We start from the raw sequence: 22,827 nt of genomic DNA, 5'->3' as shown, positions 1-22,827 counted from the left end.
TCACTCATTTTATGATTTCTATAAAATGTTTCAAAATCCTAGCCGTTAAACCCCAAATTGTATACTTTTCATAATCGAAAAACCATTCTTCCATTGAACGAGCTCTCCATTGATACTGTGCGCCATTCATTATTTTTTCATAAGGAAAGTTTAGCGAAGGCACTGGTTCAACGGATACTGAATGCATATAAGGCTCATAATTCAATAGCCATTTGAGAGGTATCGTAAATACCTCTTCAACTTCTTCTTTGTTATACGAATGAATAATTTGATTGTAATCAATGGTTGCTACAAATGGATAGATAACAAATGAAGAGGAGGCAATATAAGGACTTAATGTCCCTACAATCGTAACCGTTTTTGGGTCGACACCTAATTCTTCATGCGTTTCTCGTAAAGCGGCTTCCATTGGGGATGGGTCTGTGGAGTCGATGCGACCACCGGGAAAACTAATATCACCTGGTTGTTTTCTCATGGTGAATGAACGTACTTCGAAAAGGATATGCCATTCTTCATCCACTTGAACTAGCGGGATTAAAACCGCTGAACGAAGAGCTGTTTCCTCCCCAATAAACAGGGGCTGATTTTCATTTAACTGGTTTTTTAGTTGATCTAGGAACATGAAATCCCCCTCACCATAGTGGGTTATATTCTTTTTATAGTATCATTAGTGATCAAAACGGAAAACAATTCATCTCAGTCACTATTTATAAGGACCCCTTTACCTAATCATAAAATCAGACTATCCCTACGAATTGTTCCTGTACGGCAGACACTCTTTTCCTTGCCGAATGGTTGCTGTACCATTCATTGTTGTATAAGGTGGGGTTTCCGGCAAAACGTTCATGACCAGGAGCCGAATCGAATGATCTTTATAAAATAGTTCTTCAAATGAAGGAATAATGTGTGGGTCTGTATTTTCAAATACCCTTTTTTCTAATTCCTTTATGTCTACATCAAATGGAATCCCTATTAAAACATTGTCTATTCCCCGCACTTTGTCGGCCACGCCGAAAACAACGCTCCCCCCGCCGCCATTCGCCATGCAAACAGCATATTTAATCATTTTATTGACATTTTCCTCCTCAGCACTATAATTCCACTGTTTAAAGTCTAGGTCCTGCGCTTCAAAATCATCTGCAATATGATAATCCAATTGCTGAATGATCCTCATGATTTCGCTTTTATTCTTCACTCGAATATCCTCCTTTCCAGCAAAATTAATCTATATCACATGTAATTACATTAACCAATGCTTATACAAAAAAGGCAGTCCCTTATCACAAATGTACTTGTGGGAACTACCCCTTATTGTATTTATATGTTTGTTCCGTCATTGCTGTTTATAAAACCTTTTAAAATTGCACGCTGGCTCCATACTTGCAGAAAGCCCTCCGTGGTTCATTGATCCATTCAATCGGCTTCATCATGCATCTGTCAGCACATATAACTCCAGACTTACTCTAAACTGGTACCTAAAATAAGGCGCCTTCGCTTGGTTAATACAGATATTCATTTGCTCAGCATATAGTTTTGAAACGTCGCCTGCTTACTAAGCGCACTTTCACTATCAAGAGCTGATCTCTTCAGGTGCTTCCTTGCACCTAGGCTTTACTGTAGTTTATACAACATTACTCGCTTTTATCGATTGCAATCCTTTAAAATCCATTGCCTTTTTTCTAAAATAAAAAATGACGGCCATTAAACACGCAAGAATAAAGGTACATAATACAAGTGACCATAGGGTAACACTGATTGGGTATCGATCTATCAGTTCGCCAACAATTCTTGGCAGGAATGCACCGCCTAATCCCCCCATTGCCATCAGTATGCTTGTTGTCCATTCCTCTAATCCTTTAGACGTTTCATTAATAATCAAGAGACCAATTGAGAAAACTCCTCCCATTAATAAACCCGTTAAAAATATGGAAATAAAGCTAAACATGACGGTAGTTGAATAAGCAAACATCAAGAGGGTAAAAAACTGACCCACACAGCAAATAATAAAGAGCTTGCTGTAGCCTATTCTATCTATAATACCAGTCATACTGATACGTCCAAGTGTCATCGCTGCCCAAAAGACCGTAATGCTTAAGGCCAGCGTGGACGCATCTAAATTCGTTGTTTTGCTCATGATTGTTGGCAAGTAGTTTGGCAAAACCATTTCCGTTCCCACATACATAAAGAAAAACAACGCACCCGTCGCAATAATCGGCAATTGCCTCTTAGAGTAACGTTTTCTTTCAGTTTTATTCCCGTCTTCAGGTAAAGCCTTCGTCTGTCTTTTTAAAATTGGATCCAATTCTCCAAACGAAAGAAATAACCAGAGTAGCATAATGAACGAAGCAAACACGGCTACAAATGTAAACGAAAAGTTCCATACACCCGTCATAATCAAAAATGCAGAAATGACTGGAATCGCCAATGCGCCTACCCCAAAAAAGATTTCAACTATAACAAGTGTCGTAGCCTTCTTTTCTTTTAAATGGCCAATAATAAGGGAAGCAACAATTGTTTCAGCAATCCCTATTCCCGCCCCACCAAATGGAGCAATAGCTAACATCACATTCCAATTGGGTAAGACGCTAAACACAAACTGGGAAAGCGCAAAAATGAGTAAGGCAAGAAAAATCGTCATTCTCCGCCCAATTCGATTGACGATAAGCGGCGCGATCATTACTCCACCTAAAAAACCTAAAAATTGATTCATAATCAACTGTCCGCCATCCTTGTAATGAATCCCATACGAATCCACCATAGGTTCTAAAACGGTCCCAATAATAATATGACCAAATCCATTCAAACAATAAATGAGGGAAGCAATCCATACAAATTTCTTCATTTTATTCTCCATATCTGCATTATTTCGCGTTATTTGAAAGTAGTCTTACTTTTCTCATAGTATCAATGATGGCAAGTGTCGTCTATATGGATTGGGGTTTATGTGAACTGAAATAGGTGCTTCGTTCCCAACAATATTTACTCGTTGGGGACCAGGTAACCCATTTACTCAATACATCATAGGATATTTTTATTCGCACGCGGCACCAAGTTAGCCGGCATTGGCTCGTTAAGCCTCCATACGAAACTGACTGGCTTACTTCCTGAATGACTTACATATTCGACCTCCCCAAGAAAGATAAACGGCGCTGTGTAACCTGATTCCGTTTTGTATTCCCTCACGAATAACGCTATTTTATTTCCTGTTTGTTGATGTTGCATATATCGTTGCGCTGTTGGACTTGTATCAGACGTTCGACTTTGAGATTGCCAATGAAACAGGCGATCATTGATAGCGTAGTCTTCATACAAGGTTGATGGTGAGAAATCCTTATCTGACTTATTTAGCGTAATAAAAAAGATATCTGTTTTTTCATCCGCGAAGTATTTCACTCCTTCACGAAATGCAGGTTTTTTTTCATTATTAAAATAACCGAAAGCGGCGAGAACTTGGTCTGTTGTATAATGCGCATGCACGCGAATTGGCGAGATAAACTCAAATGGCGATATTCTTTCAAGAAGTCGTAAACCTTCAAAGCAAACTTCAAGAACTTGCTGAATTTCATTGTTCAGTCGATTATTCGACAAAAGAGCTTGCAGTCCCTCATGCATGGAATTAAATCCGAAGTTTGCTGGAGGATTATTAAAGAAAGAGTAATAGAGCATCGCAACCATTCGATGCTGTTCTTCGCTGGTTATGTTTCCACTTTCTAAATAAGAACGATAAAACTTCAATAATTCTACGGAATCTAAATGAAATAACGTATGAATCCTTTTCATGAGAACCCCTTCTAATTCAGACAAATAGTCTTCCACTACCCCGGCTTCAACCTTCAGCCTTTCAAAAGTTCTATTTCTCCCCGTACCATAAAATTCAGTGAGAGTTAAGTGATGGAAGCGCAAAAAGTTGTAAAGTGTTAGCGTTTCCCCCGAATCTTCTTCAAAATATTTCAGCTTAGAGATTAAGTTTTGCTTAGAGTTCTTAGTGGCTTTTATATTCCGCAAGATATACTCTTTCGCCTGCTTCTCCATTTGGATCACGGAGCCTTTTGGTAAATGAAAAAAGCCATTTTCAACATAATGGCGAATTGAATGCTTTGTTCTACCTACAAGAGCACGTAGTTTTTCTTCAAAGGGATAATCCTTATGTGCTTGACCTACAAAATCAAGTACAGTAAGACACTCTTTCCCATCAGCAAGACGCAAGCCGCGCCCAAGTTGCTGTAAAAACACCGTTAAACTTTCAGTTGGTCGAAGAAATAAAACCGTATTCAACTCTGGAATATCGATTCCTTCATTATATAAATCCACAACGAAGATGAATTTTATTTCGCCGTTTATTAATTTTCGTTTCGCAGTCTGTCTTTCTTCAGGCGATGATTTCCCATGAAGCGCGTTGGATGGAATTCTTTTTTGATTAAAATAGGATGCCATATACAATGCATGCTCAACGGAAACGCAAAAACCTAATCCTTTCACATCATCTAGTGATGTAACGTACTTTTTTATGCTCTGAATGATGAGATCACTACGCCGATGATTTACCGTGTAAACATTCGTCAATTCTCCTATATCGTAACCTTTTCTTGACCATTTAATCCCTGTCAAATCTACATTATCTGTAACACAAAAGTAATGAAATGGACTGAGTAATTTTCGATCAATAGCCTCAGTCAATCTCATTTCTGAAGCGATTCGATCATTGAAAAAGGTTAAAATATTTTCATTATCCATTCGTTCAGGCGTTGCGGTTAAACCTAGCAATATGATGGGATTGTAGTATTCCAATAAATTACGGTATGAAGGCGCAGTTGCATGATGGAACTCATCTACTATAATAAAATCATAAAAGTCCTCTTCCGTATTTTCTTTCATTTTTTTGCTGTTCCAGCTTTGGATACTCATAAATAGTTGATTAAATGAGGTCGGTTGATGAGTACCGACAAACATCTCACCAAAATTTGCATCTTTTAAGATAGCCCGAAATGTTATCATACTTTGTCGAAGAATTTCTTCACGATGTGCTATAAATAATAATTTTGCATCTGGCTTTTCCCGTAAAAAACGTTTAAAGTCAAATGCTGATATGACAGTTTTCCCAACCCCAGTAGCAGCTACAACAAGGTTTTTCATTTGCCCATGGATAACCCTCTCTGCTTCAAGTTCCTCTAATATCTCTCGTTGATAAAAATACGGTTGAATATCAAAAATGTACTGTTCATTCTCTTCTGCTACTGCATCCTTCGTTAATGATTGACGTAACATTTTCCAGTTTTCTTGTTCTTCATCAGCTAGTGATTTAAATTCTTCGTCATTCCAGTAACTTTCAAAAGTTGCTTCAAATTTACGTATAATATCGAAAGAATCTTTCTCTGTCACTTTCAAGTTCCATTCAAGACCAGACGTTAAGGCTGGATTTGATAAATTTGAAGATCCTATGTAAGCCGCGCTAAATCCACTATTTCTTTTAAACAAGTACGCTTTTGCATGCAGGCGTGTCCGCTTTTTATCCAACGAAACTTTAATCTCAGTGTTAGGTAACTTACTTAATTCTTCAAGCGCTTTAAAATCTGTTGCTTCCATATAAGATGTTGTTATAACTCGAAGTCGTCCGCCTCGTACCTCCGTAAATTCACGAAGTTCATTCAAAATAATACGAAGGCCAGACCATTTGATAAACGAAACGAGCCAATCAATTTCATCTGAAGAAGCAATTTCTTTTCTTAACTCTTCAAGCATGTTAGGTTCAGCATGAGAACCTGTAAAAAGTGAACTTTGTGAAAGTGATGTTACCGGTCGTATTGGCTTCTCCTGTTTAATTGTGTGCATTGTTTTTATTTTCTTATGTACAGAAGTAAGTACCTCAGATTGTTCTTCAAGCTTCAAGGCCGCAAATCCCTCGTCTTTGAGCCTATTGTTTAGAACGAGAATAATTTCATTGCATGTTTGAATTTGCTGAAGAATTGCATTGTCATCGCCTTGTTTGGCGTCTTCTCGAATATAGGAAAGTGCTTTTCGAGTGACTGCAGCTATGTAAGATGATAAGTAAATTCTTGCTTCTTCTACATCCATTTTCTCAGTCTCAATTGCATACAAGTCAGGCGACAACTGGCCTAATTCAACACGAATCTTTTCATTAATTAATTGCTCGTAAATTCCTTCATGCATCGTGTCAACACCCTTTCTACTGCTGGAATATCGGCAGGTGCCCAGTTCAAAGACAGTAACTTTTCTCGCGAAATCCATCTTATTTCCACATGTTCCGAAAGCGTAGGAATTCCAGATATAATCTTTGACATAAACGTCTCTAGCCTAACAATTATTTTTTCATATTCATATGTCGTATCCTCCACTTGATGAAATACTTCAATCGCACAACCAAGCTCTTCATGAATTTCTCGCTTTAATGCCTCTTCTTTTGTTTCACCTTCTTCGATTTTCCCGCCTGGAAACTCCCAGTAATTCGGCAAGGTCATTGCCGGTCCTCTTAGTGCACAAAGGATTTCCCCATTTTCATTTTCTATAATTGCTCCCACGACATGTACTGTTTTTTTTATTTTAATCACCTATTCTTAATCCTATTTCCATCTCCGGATTCCCCAAAAATATTATCTGACAATATAAACAAATCATACCATATACTTGCCATGTAAATATTTAATTTATCTGAGACATTTGATTCAACAAGCCCATTCTTAGCAACTACTTATCTTTGATGATGAATCACTCTGACTTACGCTTCTTTAATTCTATACTGGATATTTGGTTTCAAAGTAGTGTATTCTTTTCTACATACATATTCGATCCCCACAATAGTTTTTCTATACCACATTGTTTTGGTATCGACTATCATGTCTTTATTCATTCAAAAAGAATGGACTAAAAAACTTATCCTCTTTATGGTTCCTTTAACTATTCAGTTCTCCCGCAAAGCATCCCCAATATACTGATAAACCGCGGCATCCCCCCAAGCCGTAAGCTATTATTTGAATTTCCAACATAAAACTTCTCTGCTGAGTTGATAATTTCAGTATGATTTTGTGGCATAAATGTGGTTACAAGTTCTTACCTCTCTTTGCAGTACAAGCAACTGAAAATGGACTGAGCTAGAACATGATGGAACATGGTTTAATTCGTAATATTGGGTCTTCCACTGAAAAAGCTTAAGCCTACTACTATGAATATCCTTCAAAGCCAGATCCACAATGTATTGGGCTAAGCGAAACTACATTACCAGAGTTTTTTGGTACTAAGCTTCAAAAAATAAGTCAATTAGATGTTAAACGCGGAGGTTATGAAATTACGGTTCTTGACCTGACATCAGTGCGCGTATCGCGAGTGGCGAAACGTATGCAATGGGAAATTCTTTTATGGTTAGCATAGAACAACTAATTATATCCGTTTGTTCCCCTTTACTACGCATAATGCTGAACGAAGCGGAGACAATACGTTTAAAGTGGAAAGGATTGATACGGTGACATTTGATAATGTTAAAGTAGCGGACTTGGACGTTGAACAATTGGAGGAAGTACATGCCCTTGAAACTAAATTAGGGGTAACGCTCGTCGCATATGAAGGTTCATCCAGTACGCCGGCTGCTCATCCTGAGTAATAAGTAAACAAAGTACCTTTCTGAACCTGATTACAGCCACCTACTGTGTAGTATCGGTACTCCATTGCAAATAGGAAAACGCCATTGCCAGATTTAATATCTGCAATGGCGTTTTTAAATACGGTTTCCCATAAATTCTAGCTTATCAAGGTTTGTTATTAGCAGGGGGCTTGAGACATTAAAAAACCGCTTTTGCAGTGTAAGGTTCACCAGTCAATCCCTGTCAATGCCCCAAAACTTAGCGCTAGCATTATAACGAATGCCGGATGCCAATTCCACTTTTGAAGCATTAGAAAACTTGCCAGGGCGATAACGCCGGTGAATAGAAACCCAACACCTCCGACAGATGTTTGCACAAACTGGACAGTCATGAACAACAAGAGGATGGCAATGATTGGCCTGATAAGTTTCGTTATACTTTTCACTTTGGGATGGTCCTTGTATTTCATGAGGATCGCCATTAATCCAATCATTAGAAACAGAGAGGGTGCAACGGACGCAAATAAGGCGACAAATGCTCCGAGAATCCCACCTTCTGAATAGCCGATGGATGCAGCCATTTTGGTTGCAATCGGTCCTGGTAAGGAATTCCCGATAGCGACAACCTCACTGAATTCTTGGGTGTCCATCCATCCGTATGTACCAACTACTTCATTCTCCACGAGAGGAATTGTAGCTGGTCCGCCCCCGTACCCTAACATTCCGGATATAAAAAACGCGAGAAACAGTTGCACATAAATCATGCTTTCACCCTCCTACTTTTAATTGGAAGGAAGATGAAAACAAGGACGATTAGTATAATAAATGCAGGATGTACATTCAATACTTCCATTAAAATCCCCGCGGTGACCATCATCGTCAGTGCCTTCTTCCAACCAAGGGTGTCGCCGGATTTTTTGATGAAATCCCAGGCTAGTATGCCTAGCATAACCGCTACGACTGGCACAACGGAAGCAGACATGTTTTTAACCCATGGAATATCTTTGTATGCCTGTAAAATGCCAATTAACATGATCATCATTAAGGACGTCGGTATTACAGAGGCAAGTATGGCATTGAGACAGCCCAACTTCCCCCCCACTTTGTAGCCAATATACCCTGCCAATTTTGTTGCAATCGGTCCAGGCATCGCATTTGCAAGCGCGAGTGTATCACTGAATTCGTCTTCATCCATCCATTTGTATTTGCGTACGACTTCTTGATGGAACAGCGGAATTGCAGAAGGTCCTCCGCCGAAGCCCAATAAGCCTACTCTGCAAAAGGCGATGAACAAATCTTTTTGCAACCCCCACCTCCCCTGAACAGGTAATTTCTCCTCACTCGGGGAAGTCTGTATACCTTTCACCAAACTGCAAGTGCTCCGTCTGTGCGAGATTCAGTTCCGCCCTGAAGCACACCCGTTTCTGGATTTCGCCATATAATTTGCCCGCGTCCGAAACCTCCGCCATCCGGTGAAATTGTCACTTCATGGCCTTTTCTAATAAGCGCCTGCACCAGATAGTTCGGGAACTCCGGCTCTACCAGTACTTTTCTTGCTTCCGTCCACTGCCACCTTGGCACGTCAAGCGCTGCCTGTGGATTCAGCAGGAAATCGATTGTATTTATGACTACTTGAAAATGGCCTTGCGGTTGCATATAGCCTCCCATTACCCCAAATGGACCAACCGCTTTTCCGTCTTTTGTGAGGAAGCCAGGAATAATTGTGTTATATGATCGTTTACCTGGTCTAAGGACGTTCGAGTGGTTTTTGTCGAGCGAAAAATCATGTCCTCGATTTTGAAGTGCAATCCCTGTTCCAGGAACAACAATACCTGAACCAAATCCCATGTAGTTGGATTGAATGAAGGAGACCATGTTGCCCTCTTCATCTGCCGTAGCAAGATACACGGTACCCCCCTTCGGCAATTCATACGGTTGTGGATCCATCGCTTCATCTTCAATCAGCAAGACCCGCTTCGCCGCGTATTCATCCGATAACAAGTGTGCTGTCTCGACCGGCATATCCGCTTCTTCTGTAATGAATGCCTTGCCATCTATAAATGCTAGTTTCATACTTTCAATTTGTTCGTGAATCGTTTGAGTAGACTCCCACTCTGGTTTACTCAGTTTCTTGTAAATATTTAGCGCCATCAGCGTTACCATTCCATGACCATTCGGGGGGATTTCCCATACATCATAGCCTTTATAGTTCACGGATATAGGTTCAACCCATTCCGGTTTGTATGTAGCAAGATCTTCTTTCGATATAAAACCGCCATATTTATCCATGCAAGCTACAATCTCATCGGCAATTTCGCCTTCATAAAAATCGCGTGCACCTGTTTCAGCAATGGCTCGTAGTGTTTTTGCATGACCTGGTGATGACCACATCTCACCCGTTTTAGGTGCGCGTCCATTCGGTGCAAACGTTTCGAACCAGGTATTGAATTCATCACCGCTGCATTGTTCTTTAAACTTTTTATACGCAATTGCCCAGTACTTACCAAGTATCGGTGTGAGAGGGAAACCTTCTTCGGCATAGCGAATGGCTGGTTCCAACACTTCCTTTAAAGGGAGCTTGCCAAACCTACGTGACAATTCCGCCCAAGCAGCAGGCGTACCCGGCACCGTAATAGGAATCATTCCGTATGCAGGCATCTTGTCGTGACCAAGTGCCTTCACCGCTTCCGGCGTCAAAGTTGCTGGGGCTGGCCCTGATGCATTGAGTCCGTACATTTTATCCTTCACCCAGACAAGTGCAAATGCATCGCCCCCTATGCCATTTGAAGTTGGCTCGACAACAGTAAGTGCTGCCGCGGTAGCAATTGCTGCATCAATTGCATTGCCTCCTTTTTGCAAAATATCCAAACCCACACTTGCGGCAAGCGGCTGTGATGTAGCGACCATACCTTTTCGAGCAAATACCGTATGACGTTTAGATTGATACGGATGATACAAGTAATCCATGAAAATCCTCCTCTGAACTATACTATTTCCTGTTATATTTTTATGCCTGCGAAATGACAGGCTGCGAAATGTTGCGGTTCCACTTCTTCCCAAACGGGTTTCTTTTCACTACAAATACTTTGAGCAACAGGGCATCGCGTATGAAACGGACAGCCCGTCGGCGGATCTGCCGGATTCGGTAAATCACCTTTTAGCCTCACCCTAATTCTCTTAGCATGAACTGATGGCCTAGGGATTGCAGATAGTAGTGCTTGCGTGTATGGATGAATGGGGTTATCGAACAACGATTTTACAGAGCCTAATTCCACAGTTGTCCCTAAATACATAACTAGCACTCGATCGCAAAAGTATCTTACAACGCCTAGGTCATGCGAAATAAACATGTATGACAAGTTATATTTAGTCTGCAATACTTTTAATAGTTTAAGTACTTGTGCTTGAACAGACACATCCAATGCGGAAACAGCCTCATCACATATTATAAAAGATGGGTTAAGTGCTATTGCACGAGCAATCCCAATACGCTGACGTTGGCCGCCACTAAATTCATGTGGGTAGCGGTCGAAGTGCTCTTCTTTAAGTCCCACTTCCTGTAATAATTGAATTACTGTATCACGCTTTTCTTTTGGAGATAAATCGGTATGCATTGTAAATACCTCTTCCAACGCATTTCCTATACGTTGTCTTGGGTTCAATGAAGCGTAGGGATCTTGAAAAATCATTTGCATTTCTTTAACAAATTTTAGTCTTTCTCTTCTTTTTAAGTCTTGAATTTCATTGCCGCGAAAAAATACTTTACCTTCTGTGAGGCCTTCTAAACCTAATACAGCCCGTCCTAATGTTGATTTCCCACAACCAGATTCTCCTACTACACCGAGACTTTCACCTTCATATAACTGAAGTGAAACGTCTTCAACCGCTTTCACTTGTCCTTGCACACGCTTTAGTACTCCCCCCTTAATTGGAAAGTATTTTTTCACTCCCCTCAATTCCACTAGCACTTCTGGCGAGTTCTGTTCTGTGTACTTCATTTCCACTACCATCAAGTCCGACCTCCTCTTGTAACCAGCAACTAACTGTATGACCATTCGAAACTTTAAATTCAGGCGGGGATTCAATCCGGCATTTATCCATGGCAAATTTACATCGAGGATGGAAACGACAACCTGATATTTCTTCGCTCAGACTTGGTAAAGTTCCCGGAATCGCTTCAAGTTCAAAATCCGGATTATCAATATCTGGTACTGAATTGAGAAGGCCGATAGTATATGGATGTTTCGGATTGTCGAAAATTTCTCCTACAAGCGCTTCTTCTACTTTCTGTCCTGCATACATGACCATCACCTTATCTGCGACTTCCGCAACAACCCCCATGTCATGCGTAATCATCATGATTCCCATATCGAGTTTTTCTTTCAACTCTTTAATCAGATCAAGAATTTGAGCTTGTATCGTTACATCAAGTGCGGTTGTTGGCTCATCCGCAATAAGCAACTGAGGACCACATGAAAGAGCAATAGCAATCATTACGCGTTGTCGCATCCCGCCACTCAGTTCATGTGGATACTGCCTAATTCTTTTTTCAGCATATGGCATACCTACTTGTTCCAGTAACTTAATGCCTTGTTCATACGCCTGTTTTTTTGTTAATTTTTGATGAAGCATTAGTGGTTCAGTTAGTTGAAAGCCAATTGTAAGTACTGGGTTAAGGGCGGTCATTGGTTCCTGAAAAATCATCGACATCTGATTACCCCGTATCTTTCTCAACTCTTCAGGGTGTAGATTATGAATCGGTTTACCACCCAGTAAAATCTCACCCGACGATATGTTGCCGTTAGAAGGAAGTAATCCCATTACCGATAGAGACGTGATACTTTTCCCGCATCCGGATTCTCCCACAATACACAATGTCTCCCCTTTATTAATAGAAAAGGAGACGTCCCGAACAGCAGGAAGTGTTCCTTCCTTCGTTCGGAAAACAGTGACTAGATTTTTCACCTCAAGCAATGTCTCCTTCATAATTTCTCCTACTTTCTAGTAACGTCAGTGATATACCATTTTCCATTTGGATCGAGTTGCAGACCAGAGTATTCTTTATTTAATGCTGCTGTAACAAATCCATGATTCATAACGACGGCTACGTCTTCATCGAGCATTAGTTTATTTGCCTGCTCTAAATAATTTTTACGCTCATCCTGATCAATTGTGCTTCTTGAAGCATCCACAAGCTTATCGAATTCAGCGTTACTGTAATGAGAACGGTTAGAAGAACCAACGTTATCACTATGGAAGTTCGGATAGAACATTTCAGATCCATCAGCTGTTACGTTTGCCCAACTCAAAAATGTCAGATCATATTCTCCCGCTCTTGCTGTATCCAGGAAAGTTGCCCACTCCATCGATTCAATTTGAACTTTGAAACCTGCTTCCGTTAATTGAGCTTGTACGATTTCAGCCATAAGAATGAAGTTAGAACGGTTCGCTGTCAGTAACTTGATTGGCTCTTTACCGTATCCATTCTTTTCAACAAGTGCTTTAGCTGCCTCCACATCATATGGAGTCCCCGCTTTATCAGCTGATTCATCATAGCCGAAAACTTTTGGCCCAAGGATACTATCACTGCGAACACCAAGTCCATTCAATTTGGAGATAAACGCATCACGGTCAATCGCGCTCGCTACTGCTTTTCTAAAATCAGGATCTTTGTTACGATCCTTCGCATGGTTGAATGTAAGATAGTAAATTGTGGTTCCTTCTTTTTTCTCGATATTAATATTTCCCATCCCTTCCAGACGTTCAATTTGCTCTGTTGGAAGATTATCGATGAATTGAACTTCCCCAGCTTGTAGCATGGAAATAGCTGTAGAAATTTCAGGAACAACTTTTATTGTGAATTTATCCATTTCGGGTTTCCCACCCCAGTAGTCTTCATTAGCCGCCATTACAACCTGATCGCCAGGCGTCCAACTCACGAATTTATATGGCCCTGTCCCTACTGGTTCTCTCATTAGATCTTGTTTTTGATCAGCTGTAGGACTTACAATAGCTGCGTTAGTATGGGATAGCGTTGCCAGGAATGGTCCATACGGATAAAGCGTTTTTATTTCAATAGTATGTTCATCAATAACAGTAATCGTATCAATTGGTTCCATAAGCGAAGCACGTGGGGCAGCTGTGGCGGGGTCACGCAGTTTTTCAAAAGTATATTTTACTGCTTCCGCATTAAATGGTGTACCGTCATGGAAACTAATATCCTTTTTAAGCTTGATAGTCCAAGTGAGTTCGTCCGGATTTTCATAGGACTCAGCTAGTAGCGGTTCAATTTCCATCGTATCTCCGTTTAACTTAAATAGTTGTTCATATAGATGTTCAGTAGCATTAGCAGATACAGAGTCATTCATTAATATAGGTGAAAGTCCAACGACATCACTTGTTGTTGCAAAAATAATAGACTTTTCACCGCCCTTATTACCATTTCCTTTTTCCTTTTCTGAAGATTCCCCCTCAGAACATGCCGCGAGCATCAATAACAAGCTAAAAATAATTATAATTAGTGAGTTTTTCTTCATTTTCTTTCCCCCTAAGTTTTTAGTGAATATCCATGTTCGGATCTAACGCATCTCTTAAACCATCACCAACGACATTGAAAGCAAATACAGTTAACATAATTGCAATACCAGGAATAATCGTCAGATGTGGAGATGTCCACATAAAACTTTGCCCCTGCGAAATCATTGCTCCCCATTCAGGCGTCGGTGGTTGAGCCCCCAATCCCAAATAACTAAGTGAAGCGGTTGAGAGGATTGCCGTGGCCATTCTCATTGTGGCAAAAACAATGATTGGGGCGAACGCATTAGGCAATATATGTTTTAGCATTATTCTAATGTCGGAAGCACCCATTGATTTCATAGCCATAATATATTCTTTTTCTTTAATCGATAAGACAGATCCCCTAACAATACGAGCGCATGTCGGTATAGACCAAATACTGATAGCAATTGCAACATTTACAAGACTTGTACCGAGAACTGCAATGATAAGCATCGCTAGCAGAATTCCTGGAAATGAGAACAGTAAATCCACGATTCGCATAATAACACCGTCAAGTTTACGATAGTAACCGCCTAACAACCCTAGCGTTACTCCACCAATCAGGCCTAAAGTCACCGCAGCGATTCCTACAACTAGCGAAACACGGGCCCCATAAACAATACGACTCCATACATCTCTTCCATAATTATCAGTTCCAAGCCAATGACCTTCACTGAACATAGGAAGTTCGCTTGCCGATAGATTCTGCTTGACCGGATCGTGAATAACGATAAACGGCGCAAATATTGCCATCAATATCTGAGCTAGAATAATAATACAACCAGCCACAGCCAATTTATTTTTTAATACTTTTTTTAGCGTGGCAATATAAATTTTCTCTTTCTTGTATGCTGTTTTCTTTTTTAATTTCAATCCGCTAACAGATTGCTCCATATTATTTTCTCTCCTTTCAATCGTATTTGATTCGCGGATCAATAAACGTATAAATAATGTCAACAATCAAGTTCACAATAACAAACAATGTTGCGACGAGTAATACCGACCCTTGAACCATTGGGAAATCTCTTGAAGCTATGGCATCAATCATTAGACGTCCAATACCATTTATAGCAAATACCTTCTCTGTGATGATTGTCCCACCCAGCAAAAATCCAAAGTTCAGTCCGATAACTGTTATTACCGGAATCATTGCGTTTTTCAATGTATGAATCCAGATTACATTACGTTCTTTTACTCCTTTCGCCCTTGCAGTCCTCACATAGTCTGCACGTATGACTTCAAGCATTGAAGAACGTGTCATTCGAGCGATCATCGCTGCCGAACCAGTTCCAAGGGTTATAGCCGGTAAAATTAGTTCTTTTATGCCCTGCCATGTATAAAAGGGACTCGATAGACCCCCTACTGGCAATATTTGAAAATTTACTGCAAATACAAGAATAAGTAATGCACCTAGCCAAAAATTCGGAATGGATATTCCCGCGAGTGCGAAAGTGGTCGACGATACATCGAGCCAAGAATTGTGTCGTAGTGCTGAAATGAGCCCCGCGGAGATGCCGATAATAACAGCAATTATCATACTCGCGATAGCTAATTTGAGCGTATTTGGAAATCGCACTGCAATAGCCTCTGATACCGGCTGTTTTGTTTGGTATGAGTAGCCAAAATCACCCTGTACTGCATCCTTTACATATCTTCCGTATTGCACTAGAAATGGATCATCGAGACCTAAATTAGTTCTTATTGCAGCCAAATCAGACTCAGTAGCAGTAGGTCCTCCAATCATCGATGCCGGATCGCCTGGTGCGATGTGCATTGAAGAAAAAACGAGAAAAGAAATTCCAAATAGAAGGAATATAAGTTCAAAGGCCCTACGTACAATTAATGCAATCATCAAATCCCCCCTCATCTAATCATTTGTTAATCAAATAACCAACTTTGCTTAACAAATGTCGTTATCAAGTTAGATACGAGTATAAAACAAATATTCCGTTAAAGCAACATAATATTTCGTATAGTTAGTATATAGAGAATTTACACTACATTCAGATCACCTGATTATCATATACCGCCAAATAGTAGGTAGATGATGCCATAACCTTACTATTTGTACTGAAATGGAATTCTCATTAACGACAGTACATTCAAACACTTCGTTTCACAAAATAAAAAAACCTATCCGAAGATAGGTTTTCACTCTTAATTATTCACAATTTCAAACCGGATCGACTCTTAAAGCGTCGAAGTAATATATGACTTTCTACTCTCGTTATTCCATCTAGTGCATATAATTCTTCGTTGATAAACTTTTCCAAATCCGTAAAATCATCAACCAACACATGCATATGAAGTGTTGATGGACCTGTCATTTGATAGCAGCTCGCAACAGAAGAAATATCAGCGAGTGCCTCTGCTACACTCACTAAAGACGATGGTTCACAGTCCACCTCGAAGAATGCCGAAACCCCCTTTCCCACTTTTTCGCTATTCACTACAACTGTAAAACGCTCGATAGTACCATCCTCTTGAAGATTATGAATTCTTTCCCGTACTGCAACACGTGACAAGTTAAGTTCTTTACCTATATCTACATAAGAGAGCCGTCCATTATCTATGAGTAGTTCGATAATTCTTTTATCAGTCACATCCATTAATAATTCCCTCCTCACCATTATGTATTAATTATTAAAGTATCTTTAACAATTGTACATAAAACACTTATAATATAATTCATAATGTATATTAATTAATATGCACTGTTCACAAGTAAAGGTCAAGCAGCCCATTTAGAAAGTCCCCCTCGGAACATTATAAAGGCAAGATAATATGAATGTGAAAGTCATCGACATTTCAAAGGTCGATGGCTTTCACATTCATTACAACCCCATGAGTTCCCTTTGAACCTCCAGTCGGAAATCTTCACTTCCAAGTAACTTCGATTCGAATGAATTCATGTTTTTTCTGACGAGCATTCCTTGCCAGAAGTCTAGGTCGTCTATCATGAAGACGATTTCGACTTTATCCCCTTTGTGATTCTCTGCATACAACGCTTCGGTGAGTATGAATGCAGTCGATCCGCCCTTTGCGCCTAGGTGCACATATCGGTCGTGATTGCTTTCGTATAGCTGCATAGGCCATTCAAGCAAATCTCTCATGGTTTCTGCGGCTATCGGTGGGAGTTCGTCATTCGAAATTATCGTTAGTAATTTCCCGTAATCATTTGCGGATGCACCAACTAAGCGATCTGACCACACTTTTTGTACGTCCGTAGACGGACCATATGTTACATCTCCAGCTTTAATGGTTCCCTCTTTCATTTGTTCACTCAGTTCTTCAGCTAATGTTCGATACTCTTCCATCGACATGGCCTCGAGCTTTTTGATTAATTGCTTATCGTTCATCGATTCACTTTTTATTTGATTTGGAATTAAGACTGCGCTGACAATCGGGTAGACGTCCTCATGCTGTGTTAGTCCGAGGGTTTTTGCCCGCTCATTGATGGCAGATATTCCGAGCAGGTCGATTAGGTAGTCCGTGTTGGCGTTGGAGCTATAGGTGGCCATCCCTTTTGCGACATCATGCAATGTCACTTCGTTATTTTTGATTTTGTCTTCACTTTGCATCGCTTTTAACCACTCTTCATGAGCCCCGCCATCCGATTTTTTTAAGTAGTAGCGGTTTAAATCCGCAAGCGGTACGGAACTGTCTTTGTTCAGCTGGCCTGCATCGATTTGCATAGCGTATTCGGCAGCAATCAGTATCTTCACGGTACTTGCTAGCGGTCGTACTACATCCGATTGGTACGTGATTAATTCCACTCCGTTTTCCGCTAGGTACAGGGATGTCGTTTGTGGATTATCCTTCAGATGGTTTAAGACATACTCCGGATTGTCTCTCAATATGGCGAAGCCCGCGATTCCTATAACTAAAATAATTGATCCATAGATAATCAACCGCTTTTTCGTATACGTTTTTTTATCGAACAATATAAAGATAAAGAACGCGACCAGTAAGGCAAATAAATAATTCACGTTAAATACTAGTACCGCAATGATAATCCCGAATACAACAGCCACATTCAATAATGCTTTCCGTATCTCCATTTTTGTACGGGACTTTTTACTTAACAAAGGTAATAGTGTGAGGACAACAACTGCCGTTAACCCAAACCACGCGTAAATGTTCATATGGTGTCTCCTTTCTAATAATCTCATTGTCTTAAGATACGTTTTGAAAGCAGGATTAGTTTCAATAAGAATTTTTTATGTAGTTCTCACATGGTACGCCCCCTCGTTAGTAGCCCACCCATTAGTCATTTCCTTCATAGTTCTTGAAAACCTTCCGTTTACACTTCCACGAACAAGGTAATAGATAGACAAGGAGGGTGAACAATGAAGAAATTTGATGCAGTCATTATTGGGTTTGGTAAAGGTGGAAAGACACTGGCGGCAATGCTGGCTAAAGAGGGTCAGAACGTTGCAATGATTGAAAAGTCGGCAGAAATGTATGGTGGAACGTGCATCAACATTGCTTGTATTCCAACGAAATCACTCGTTTTTCAATCTAATAATCGTAAATACTCAGAAGTACCTAAAATGAAATTTTATAAAGAAGCGATTGAAGAAAAAGATCATTTAACTTCATTTCTGCGCGATAAGAATTTTCATATGCTAGATGACCTTGAAAAGGTTACGGTCTTTACAGGAGTCGCTTCCTTTTTAGACGATGATAAGATCCAAGTGAAAACTGACAATGAACAATTCGAGTTAACGGCAGATAAGTTCTTTATTAACACAGGATCTTCCCCTATCACTCCGCCAATTGAGGGATTAGAGGGGGCTGATTTCATTTATAATTCGACTACTCTTCAACAATTAGATACACTTCCTGAAAAGTTGGTCATCATTGGTGGAGGTTATATTGGTCTGGAGTTTGCTTCGATTTATGCGAGCTTTGGTTCAGAGGTGACGGTTATTGACCATTCACCTGAGTTTTTACGGAATGATGATCGTGATATCGCAGAAGAAGTGAAAAAAGTGCTTGAGGCAAAAAACATTACTTTTGTAGTAGACAGTAACGTCGAGTCAATTGAAAATCTTGACGGTGGTGTGGTTGTTTCTTATAAGACGGGTGACGCTGATCATGCGGAAGCTTACGGAAATGCAGTTTTACTGGCTACAGGCAGAAAGCCAAACACTGCAGGATTAGGTCTTGAAAACACTTCTGTAGAAGTAAATGATAGAGGCGCAATTGTGGTTGACGATTCATTGAAAACAAACGCTAAAAACATTTGGGCATTGGGTGATGTGAATGGTGGACCACAGTTTACTTATATTTCACTAGATGATTTCCGTATTATCAAAGACCAATTAGTTGGCGATGGTAACTACACGAGGAAAGCCCGAAGCAACGTACCCTACTCTGTTTTCATCGATCCGGTTTTATCGCAGGTAGGGTTGAATGAAAAAACGGCTAAAGAAAAAGGGATTGCCTACAAAGTGGTCACACTTCCGGCAGCCGCGATTCCTCGTGCCCGTATCGTGAAACAAACGGACGGATTATTGAAAGCCCTTGTAGATCCAGACACCAAAGAGATTTTAGGTTGCACACTATTTTGTGCTGAATCCAGTGAGATGATCAATACAGTACGTATTGCAATGGAAGCAAAACTGCCGTATACATTTTTGCGGGATACCATTTTCACACATCCCTCGATGAGTGAGGCGCTGAATGATTTGTTTTCTAAAGTGGAATAGCATAAGAAAAAGAGAAGATACCCATCACGGATATCTTCTCTTTTTGATAGCTGAAATTGAGCAGTTGTACGGGGAAATTACCTTTTGAGGACTGGGTTTACTTACTGTGAGGAATTTCTCAGTCGTTTTAATTCGGGCATAGGTTGGTACCCATAACCATCAATAAACTTGTCCCACATAGCAAAAGTTCCAGTTAAGTTACTGTTACTAACTCTACTGCTTCTATAACCAAAGGAGTTCCAGCAGATATACTGCCGGTGACAGTATTAAAGGTCAATTCTGTTGCAGAAATTGTATACGAATCGCCCTCTTGTAACACACCATTTAAATAAAAATTATAGTAGCCATTTGTTACTACAGGAAAAGCCGTTGCAGCCGTTCCACTGTCATCCAAAAAAGTAGTTGCTGCGACAGTAGTACCATCTTCGACAACTAAAGGTGCTGCCAATACATTAAAAAACCTTGTCGAAGTACCTGAAACGTTCACGTTAATATTAATAAGGGTAAGCGCCATTTGATTCACCTCCTTTCGTCTTTAGTATAGTAAATGCGAAATTCGATAAGATGTCAGGGCTGTCCATCTAAAAAGCTAAACTAATTTCACTAAATTAGTTTAGTCGAAAATGACAGCAATTCAACAATAATGGGCGTACGCGCATAAATTATGGCATTAGCCGGGCTAATCGTTAGGCTATTCGTACTCACTTCATACATTCCACCTTCTTGCATTAATGCATTGATGTATAAATTAGCATAGCCATTTGGGCTGAAATTCATAAATTCAATCGTTGGACTCCCATCATCGTTATAAAATAGATTTGCTGGAATAGTTACCCCGTTAGTCACATTAATGTTAGCTACGGGAATATAAAAATATCTTTTCACAGTCGGTATGATACTAAATTCAGAGTTATTTGTTGGGATAACTTCTATAGGTGTCTGGCATACAATCTTTTGGCTATAGTTTTTGTAATCAATCATTCTTACTACTTTTTTACACTTTTTATGTCTCTCCATGATCTTATTGCCCCCCTACCATACTATATGATGATAGGTAGTTAGCCGACTGACCGTTTCGCCCTGTACGGCAGACAATTATTATTGGCTACTTTGACGTACTATCTTTATCATCGCTCAAAATTTAAAATCCCGCTTAGCTGTGGCGTTTATGATCCTTTTTTTGCCCAATGGGTAGGACATTCGCGCCTATTATGGATTGTTCTTCAAGACGTTTTTGATTGGCCCTACAGGGTACTCATAGAGTAGAAGACAAAATTACAGAGGAGGATTTTGATGCGCCCGTTGAAAGCACTAATTTTGAATGCGTCGTTGAAAAGTTCGGAGGAGGAATCGAATACGGAGGCACTTGCGAAGAAGGTCTGCCAAATTTATGACAATGAAAATATCGTGGCAGAGGTCGTTAGACTGGCAGATTACGCGATCTCCTACGGAATGAGTCCTGATATGGGAGATGGCGATGAGTGGCCACAAGTATTTGAAAAGGTCAAAGAAGCCGATATTCTTATTATTGGTACACCGCTTTGGCTTGGAGAAAAAAGTAGTATAGCAACGCTTGCCATTGAAAGATTGTATGGAAGTAGCGGAGAGACAAATGATAAAGGACAAGCCATTTATTATAATAAAGTAGGCGGTGTTGTTGTAACAGGTAACGAAGACGGAGCAAAGCATGCCGCCGCTTCCATTCTTTATGGGTTATCGCATATTGGGTTTGTCATTCCTCCGAATGTCGATACATATTGGGTTGGAGAAGCAGGACCAGGACCATCTTATATCGCTGCAGGTCAAACAAATGATTTCACAAAAAAGCATGTTGAATTGCTTGCTTATAATACGATCCATCTTGCTAGAATGTTGAAAGAACATCCAATTCCGGCACAAGGGAATTTGCTTGATAGCTGATGCACAAGAAAGCACCCTCGATGGGTGCTTTCTTTTTGATATTAAGACAATGGCTATGTAGGAATACCTTTATATTCCCTAACAATCAAAAAACCCCACTTCACAGCGAGGTTCACAGTCGTTCTATTCCCTATTGACAGGCATTGAACAACACCTAAAAGAGCCACCGGATTTAATGATTTCATCGAATTCGACTTCAATAACTTCGAATCCGTGCGCACGTATTTGTGCATTGACTTGTTTGTTTTGAGGAAGGCTGAATACTTTTTTATCGCCGATTGACAAGACATTGGTGCCCATTGTGAATTGTTCTTCTTCGGAAACCTCAATGAGCTTGTATGTTGCTGTCAGCATATCGACAATGCTTGGATCAAATGCTTTCGAAAAAATAAGTCCTACTTCGGGTGATAGGATGTTAAATACGCAGTCTAGATGCAGGTATTTTTCATCGAAAGGAACAGGAATAATCGTGTAATCTGGAAGATCATCTTTTAACTTTTCAGCTGCTTCTATGGATGTCCGGCTACTAATGCCAACAAACAATGTGCCGCGATCGACGATGACGTCTCCACCCTCTACATGATCAGTTGTGGTTTGGAATGAAATATCCTCGTCTTCAAGCCATTCCTCGAGTGCTTCTTCTTCCCCTTTACGAATATCGCTTGCCATTTCGGAGACAAAAATGTCATCTCCTACAGTAAATCCGATATCCCTTGTGAAGACTTGTTCCGGAAATTTTTTGGATGATGGCAGCTTGATGACTTCAACTCCGTGTTCTTTGAGGAGTTCTTCAAATTGTTTATGTTGTTTCATTGCCAATTCAACATTTATATTTTCATCTTCGTATTCTTTCTGTACGTCGTTAATCACTTCTTCAATAGCCATAAACCTAGGCTGGCATAGGATTACACGGCGTAGCGTATCATACTCTGTATTGCATTTTGTAGTGTCTGAATTTTCTATAGGGGAATTCATGCTGGATCCTCCAATTATTTTTTGTCTTCTTTACACTTCCCCATCAAATTCTATTTAAACATTTTAATG

General features: G+C 40.1%; 21 protein-coding genes. 3 read left to right on the top strand and 18 right to left on the bottom strand.

Annotated elements, in window-relative coordinates:
- Positions 1–4: 4 nt before the first annotated feature.
- The 5 genes from MKY15_RS08255 to MKY15_RS08235 form a co-directional block, all read right to left on the bottom strand.
- The gene (locus tag MKY15_RS08255; protein WP_342539401.1) at positions 5–622 is read right to left on the bottom strand and encodes a CoA pyrophosphatase; all 618 of its coding nucleotides are present in this window, start codon (positions 620–622) and stop codon (positions 5–7) included.
- Between the two features lie 126 nt (positions 623–748).
- Positions 749–1,195: an ATP-binding protein gene (locus MKY15_RS08250; protein ID WP_342539399.1), complete on the bottom strand. Its 447-nt coding sequence runs from the start codon at positions 1,193–1,195 to the stop codon at positions 749–751.
- 426 nt (positions 1,196–1,621) lie between these two features.
- A complete protein-coding gene (locus MKY15_RS08245; protein ID WP_342539398.1) occupies positions 1,622–2,842 on the bottom strand; it encodes an MFS transporter in 1,221 nt (406 codons plus the stop codon).
- A 176-nt stretch (positions 2,843–3,018) separates the two neighbouring features.
- The gene (locus MKY15_RS08240; protein ID WP_342539397.1) at positions 3,019–6,168 is read right to left on the bottom strand and encodes a DUF3427 domain-containing protein; all 3,150 of its coding nucleotides are present in this window, start codon (positions 6,166–6,168) and stop codon (positions 3,019–3,021) included.
- Positions 6,141–6,557 carry a (deoxy)nucleoside triphosphate pyrophosphohydrolase gene (locus tag MKY15_RS08235; protein ID WP_342539726.1) on the bottom strand — a complete coding sequence of 139 codons (417 nt, stop codon included), beginning with the start codon at positions 6,555–6,557 and terminating at the stop codon, positions 6,141–6,143. Before MKY15_RS08235 ends, MKY15_RS08240 begins: the two co-directional genes overlap by 28 nt.
- Before the next feature lie 917 nt (positions 6,558–7,474).
- On the opposite strand from MKY15_RS08235, the gene MKY15_RS08230 reads away from it, so the two are divergent.
- On the top strand, positions 7,475–7,612 hold the full coding sequence (locus MKY15_RS08230; protein WP_342539395.1) for a hypothetical protein: 138 nt from the start codon (positions 7,475–7,477) through the stop codon (positions 7,610–7,612).
- A 206-nt stretch (positions 7,613–7,818) separates the two neighbouring features.
- Here the strand turns inward: MKY15_RS08230 and MKY15_RS08225 are convergent, their stop codons facing one another.
- The 10 genes from MKY15_RS08225 to MKY15_RS08180 all read right to left on the bottom strand — a co-directional run bounded on the left by MKY15_RS08225 (position 7,819) and on the right by MKY15_RS08180 (position 18,294).
- Positions 7,819–8,355: a chromate transporter gene (locus MKY15_RS08225; protein WP_067204435.1), complete on the bottom strand. Its 537-nt coding sequence runs from the start codon at positions 8,353–8,355 to the stop codon at positions 7,819–7,821.
- Positions 8,352–8,897 carry a chromate transporter gene (locus tag MKY15_RS08220; protein ID WP_342539393.1) on the bottom strand — a complete coding sequence of 182 codons (546 nt, stop codon included), beginning with the start codon at positions 8,895–8,897 and terminating at the stop codon, positions 8,352–8,354. Before MKY15_RS08220 ends, MKY15_RS08225 begins: the two co-directional genes overlap by 4 nt.
- A gap of 56 nt (positions 8,898–8,953) precedes the next feature.
- Positions 8,954–10,558, bottom strand: coding sequence for a gamma-glutamyltransferase family protein (locus tag MKY15_RS08215; protein ID WP_342539392.1), 1,605 nt, complete (start codon positions 10,556–10,558; stop codon positions 8,954–8,956).
- Between the two features lie 32 nt (positions 10,559–10,590).
- Positions 10,591–11,589: an oligopeptide/dipeptide ABC transporter ATP-binding protein gene (locus MKY15_RS08210; RefSeq protein WP_067213792.1), complete on the bottom strand. Its 999-nt coding sequence runs from the start codon at positions 11,587–11,589 to the stop codon at positions 10,591–10,593.
- Positions 11,516–12,577 carry an ABC transporter ATP-binding protein gene (locus MKY15_RS08205; protein ID WP_187046373.1) on the bottom strand — a complete coding sequence of 354 codons (1,062 nt, stop codon included), beginning with the start codon at positions 12,575–12,577 and terminating at the stop codon, positions 11,516–11,518. Before MKY15_RS08205 ends, MKY15_RS08210 begins: the two co-directional genes overlap by 74 nt.
- Before the next feature lie 8 nt (positions 12,578–12,585).
- A complete protein-coding gene (locus MKY15_RS08200; protein ID WP_342539390.1) occupies positions 12,586–14,127 on the bottom strand; it encodes an ABC transporter substrate-binding protein in 1,542 nt (513 codons plus the stop codon).
- A gap of 19 nt (positions 14,128–14,146) precedes the next feature.
- Positions 14,147–15,043, bottom strand: a complete 897-nt coding sequence (locus tag MKY15_RS08195; RefSeq protein WP_342539389.1) for an ABC transporter permease — start codon at positions 15,041–15,043, stop codon at positions 14,147–14,149.
- 16 nt (positions 15,044–15,059) lie between these two features.
- Entirely contained in the window at positions 15,060–16,001 is a 942-nt protein-coding gene (gene nikB, locus MKY15_RS08190; RefSeq protein ID WP_187046370.1) for a nickel ABC transporter permease, read from the bottom strand.
- Positions 16,002–16,314: 313 nt separating this feature from the next.
- Positions 16,315–16,758 carry an Lrp/AsnC family transcriptional regulator gene (locus MKY15_RS08185; protein WP_231885753.1) on the bottom strand — a complete coding sequence of 148 codons (444 nt, stop codon included), beginning with the start codon at positions 16,756–16,758 and terminating at the stop codon, positions 16,315–16,317.
- A gap of 225 nt (positions 16,759–16,983) precedes the next feature.
- Positions 16,984–18,294: a serine hydrolase gene (locus MKY15_RS08180; RefSeq protein WP_342539387.1), complete on the bottom strand. Its 1,311-nt coding sequence runs from the start codon at positions 18,292–18,294 to the stop codon at positions 16,984–16,986.
- A gap of 204 nt (positions 18,295–18,498) precedes the next feature.
- Here MKY15_RS08180 and MKY15_RS08175 point away from each other — a divergent pair, with 204 nt between their 5' ends.
- Positions 18,499–19,863 carry an FAD-dependent oxidoreductase gene (locus MKY15_RS08175; protein WP_342539385.1) on the top strand — a complete coding sequence of 455 codons (1,365 nt, stop codon included), beginning with the start codon at positions 18,499–18,501 and terminating at the stop codon, positions 19,861–19,863.
- A 193-nt stretch (positions 19,864–20,056) separates the two neighbouring features.
- Here the strand turns inward: MKY15_RS08175 and MKY15_RS08170 are convergent, their stop codons facing one another.
- Positions 20,057–20,377: a DUF4183 domain-containing protein gene (locus MKY15_RS08170; RefSeq protein ID WP_067204413.1), complete on the bottom strand. Its 321-nt coding sequence runs from the start codon at positions 20,375–20,377 to the stop codon at positions 20,057–20,059.
- Positions 20,378–20,466: 89 nt separating this feature from the next.
- Positions 20,467–20,880: a DUF4183 domain-containing protein gene (locus tag MKY15_RS08165; protein ID WP_340766558.1), complete on the bottom strand. Its 414-nt coding sequence runs from the start codon at positions 20,878–20,880 to the stop codon at positions 20,467–20,469.
- A 276-nt stretch (positions 20,881–21,156) separates the two neighbouring features.
- Here MKY15_RS08165 and MKY15_RS08160 point away from each other — a divergent pair, with 276 nt between their 5' ends.
- A complete protein-coding gene (locus tag MKY15_RS08160; RefSeq protein WP_067204408.1) occupies positions 21,157–21,783 on the top strand; it encodes a flavodoxin family protein in 627 nt (208 codons plus the stop codon).
- A gap of 123 nt (positions 21,784–21,906) precedes the next feature.
- Here the strand turns inward: MKY15_RS08160 and MKY15_RS08155 are convergent, their stop codons facing one another.
- Positions 21,907–22,758 (bottom strand): arginine deiminase family protein, encoded by an 852-nt coding sequence (locus tag MKY15_RS08155; protein WP_338654227.1) that lies wholly within the window; start codon positions 22,756–22,758, stop codon positions 21,907–21,909.
- Between the last annotated feature and the right edge of the window lie 69 nt (positions 22,759–22,827).

This window comes from Sporosarcina sp. FSL K6-1540 (genome assembly GCF_038620285.1).
Classification (GTDB): domain Bacteria; phylum Bacillota; class Bacilli; order Bacillales_A; family Planococcaceae; genus Sporosarcina; species Sporosarcina psychrophila.
Note: the sequence above shows the minus strand (reverse complement) of the source record. Positions and strands in the feature narration are given on the sequence as shown.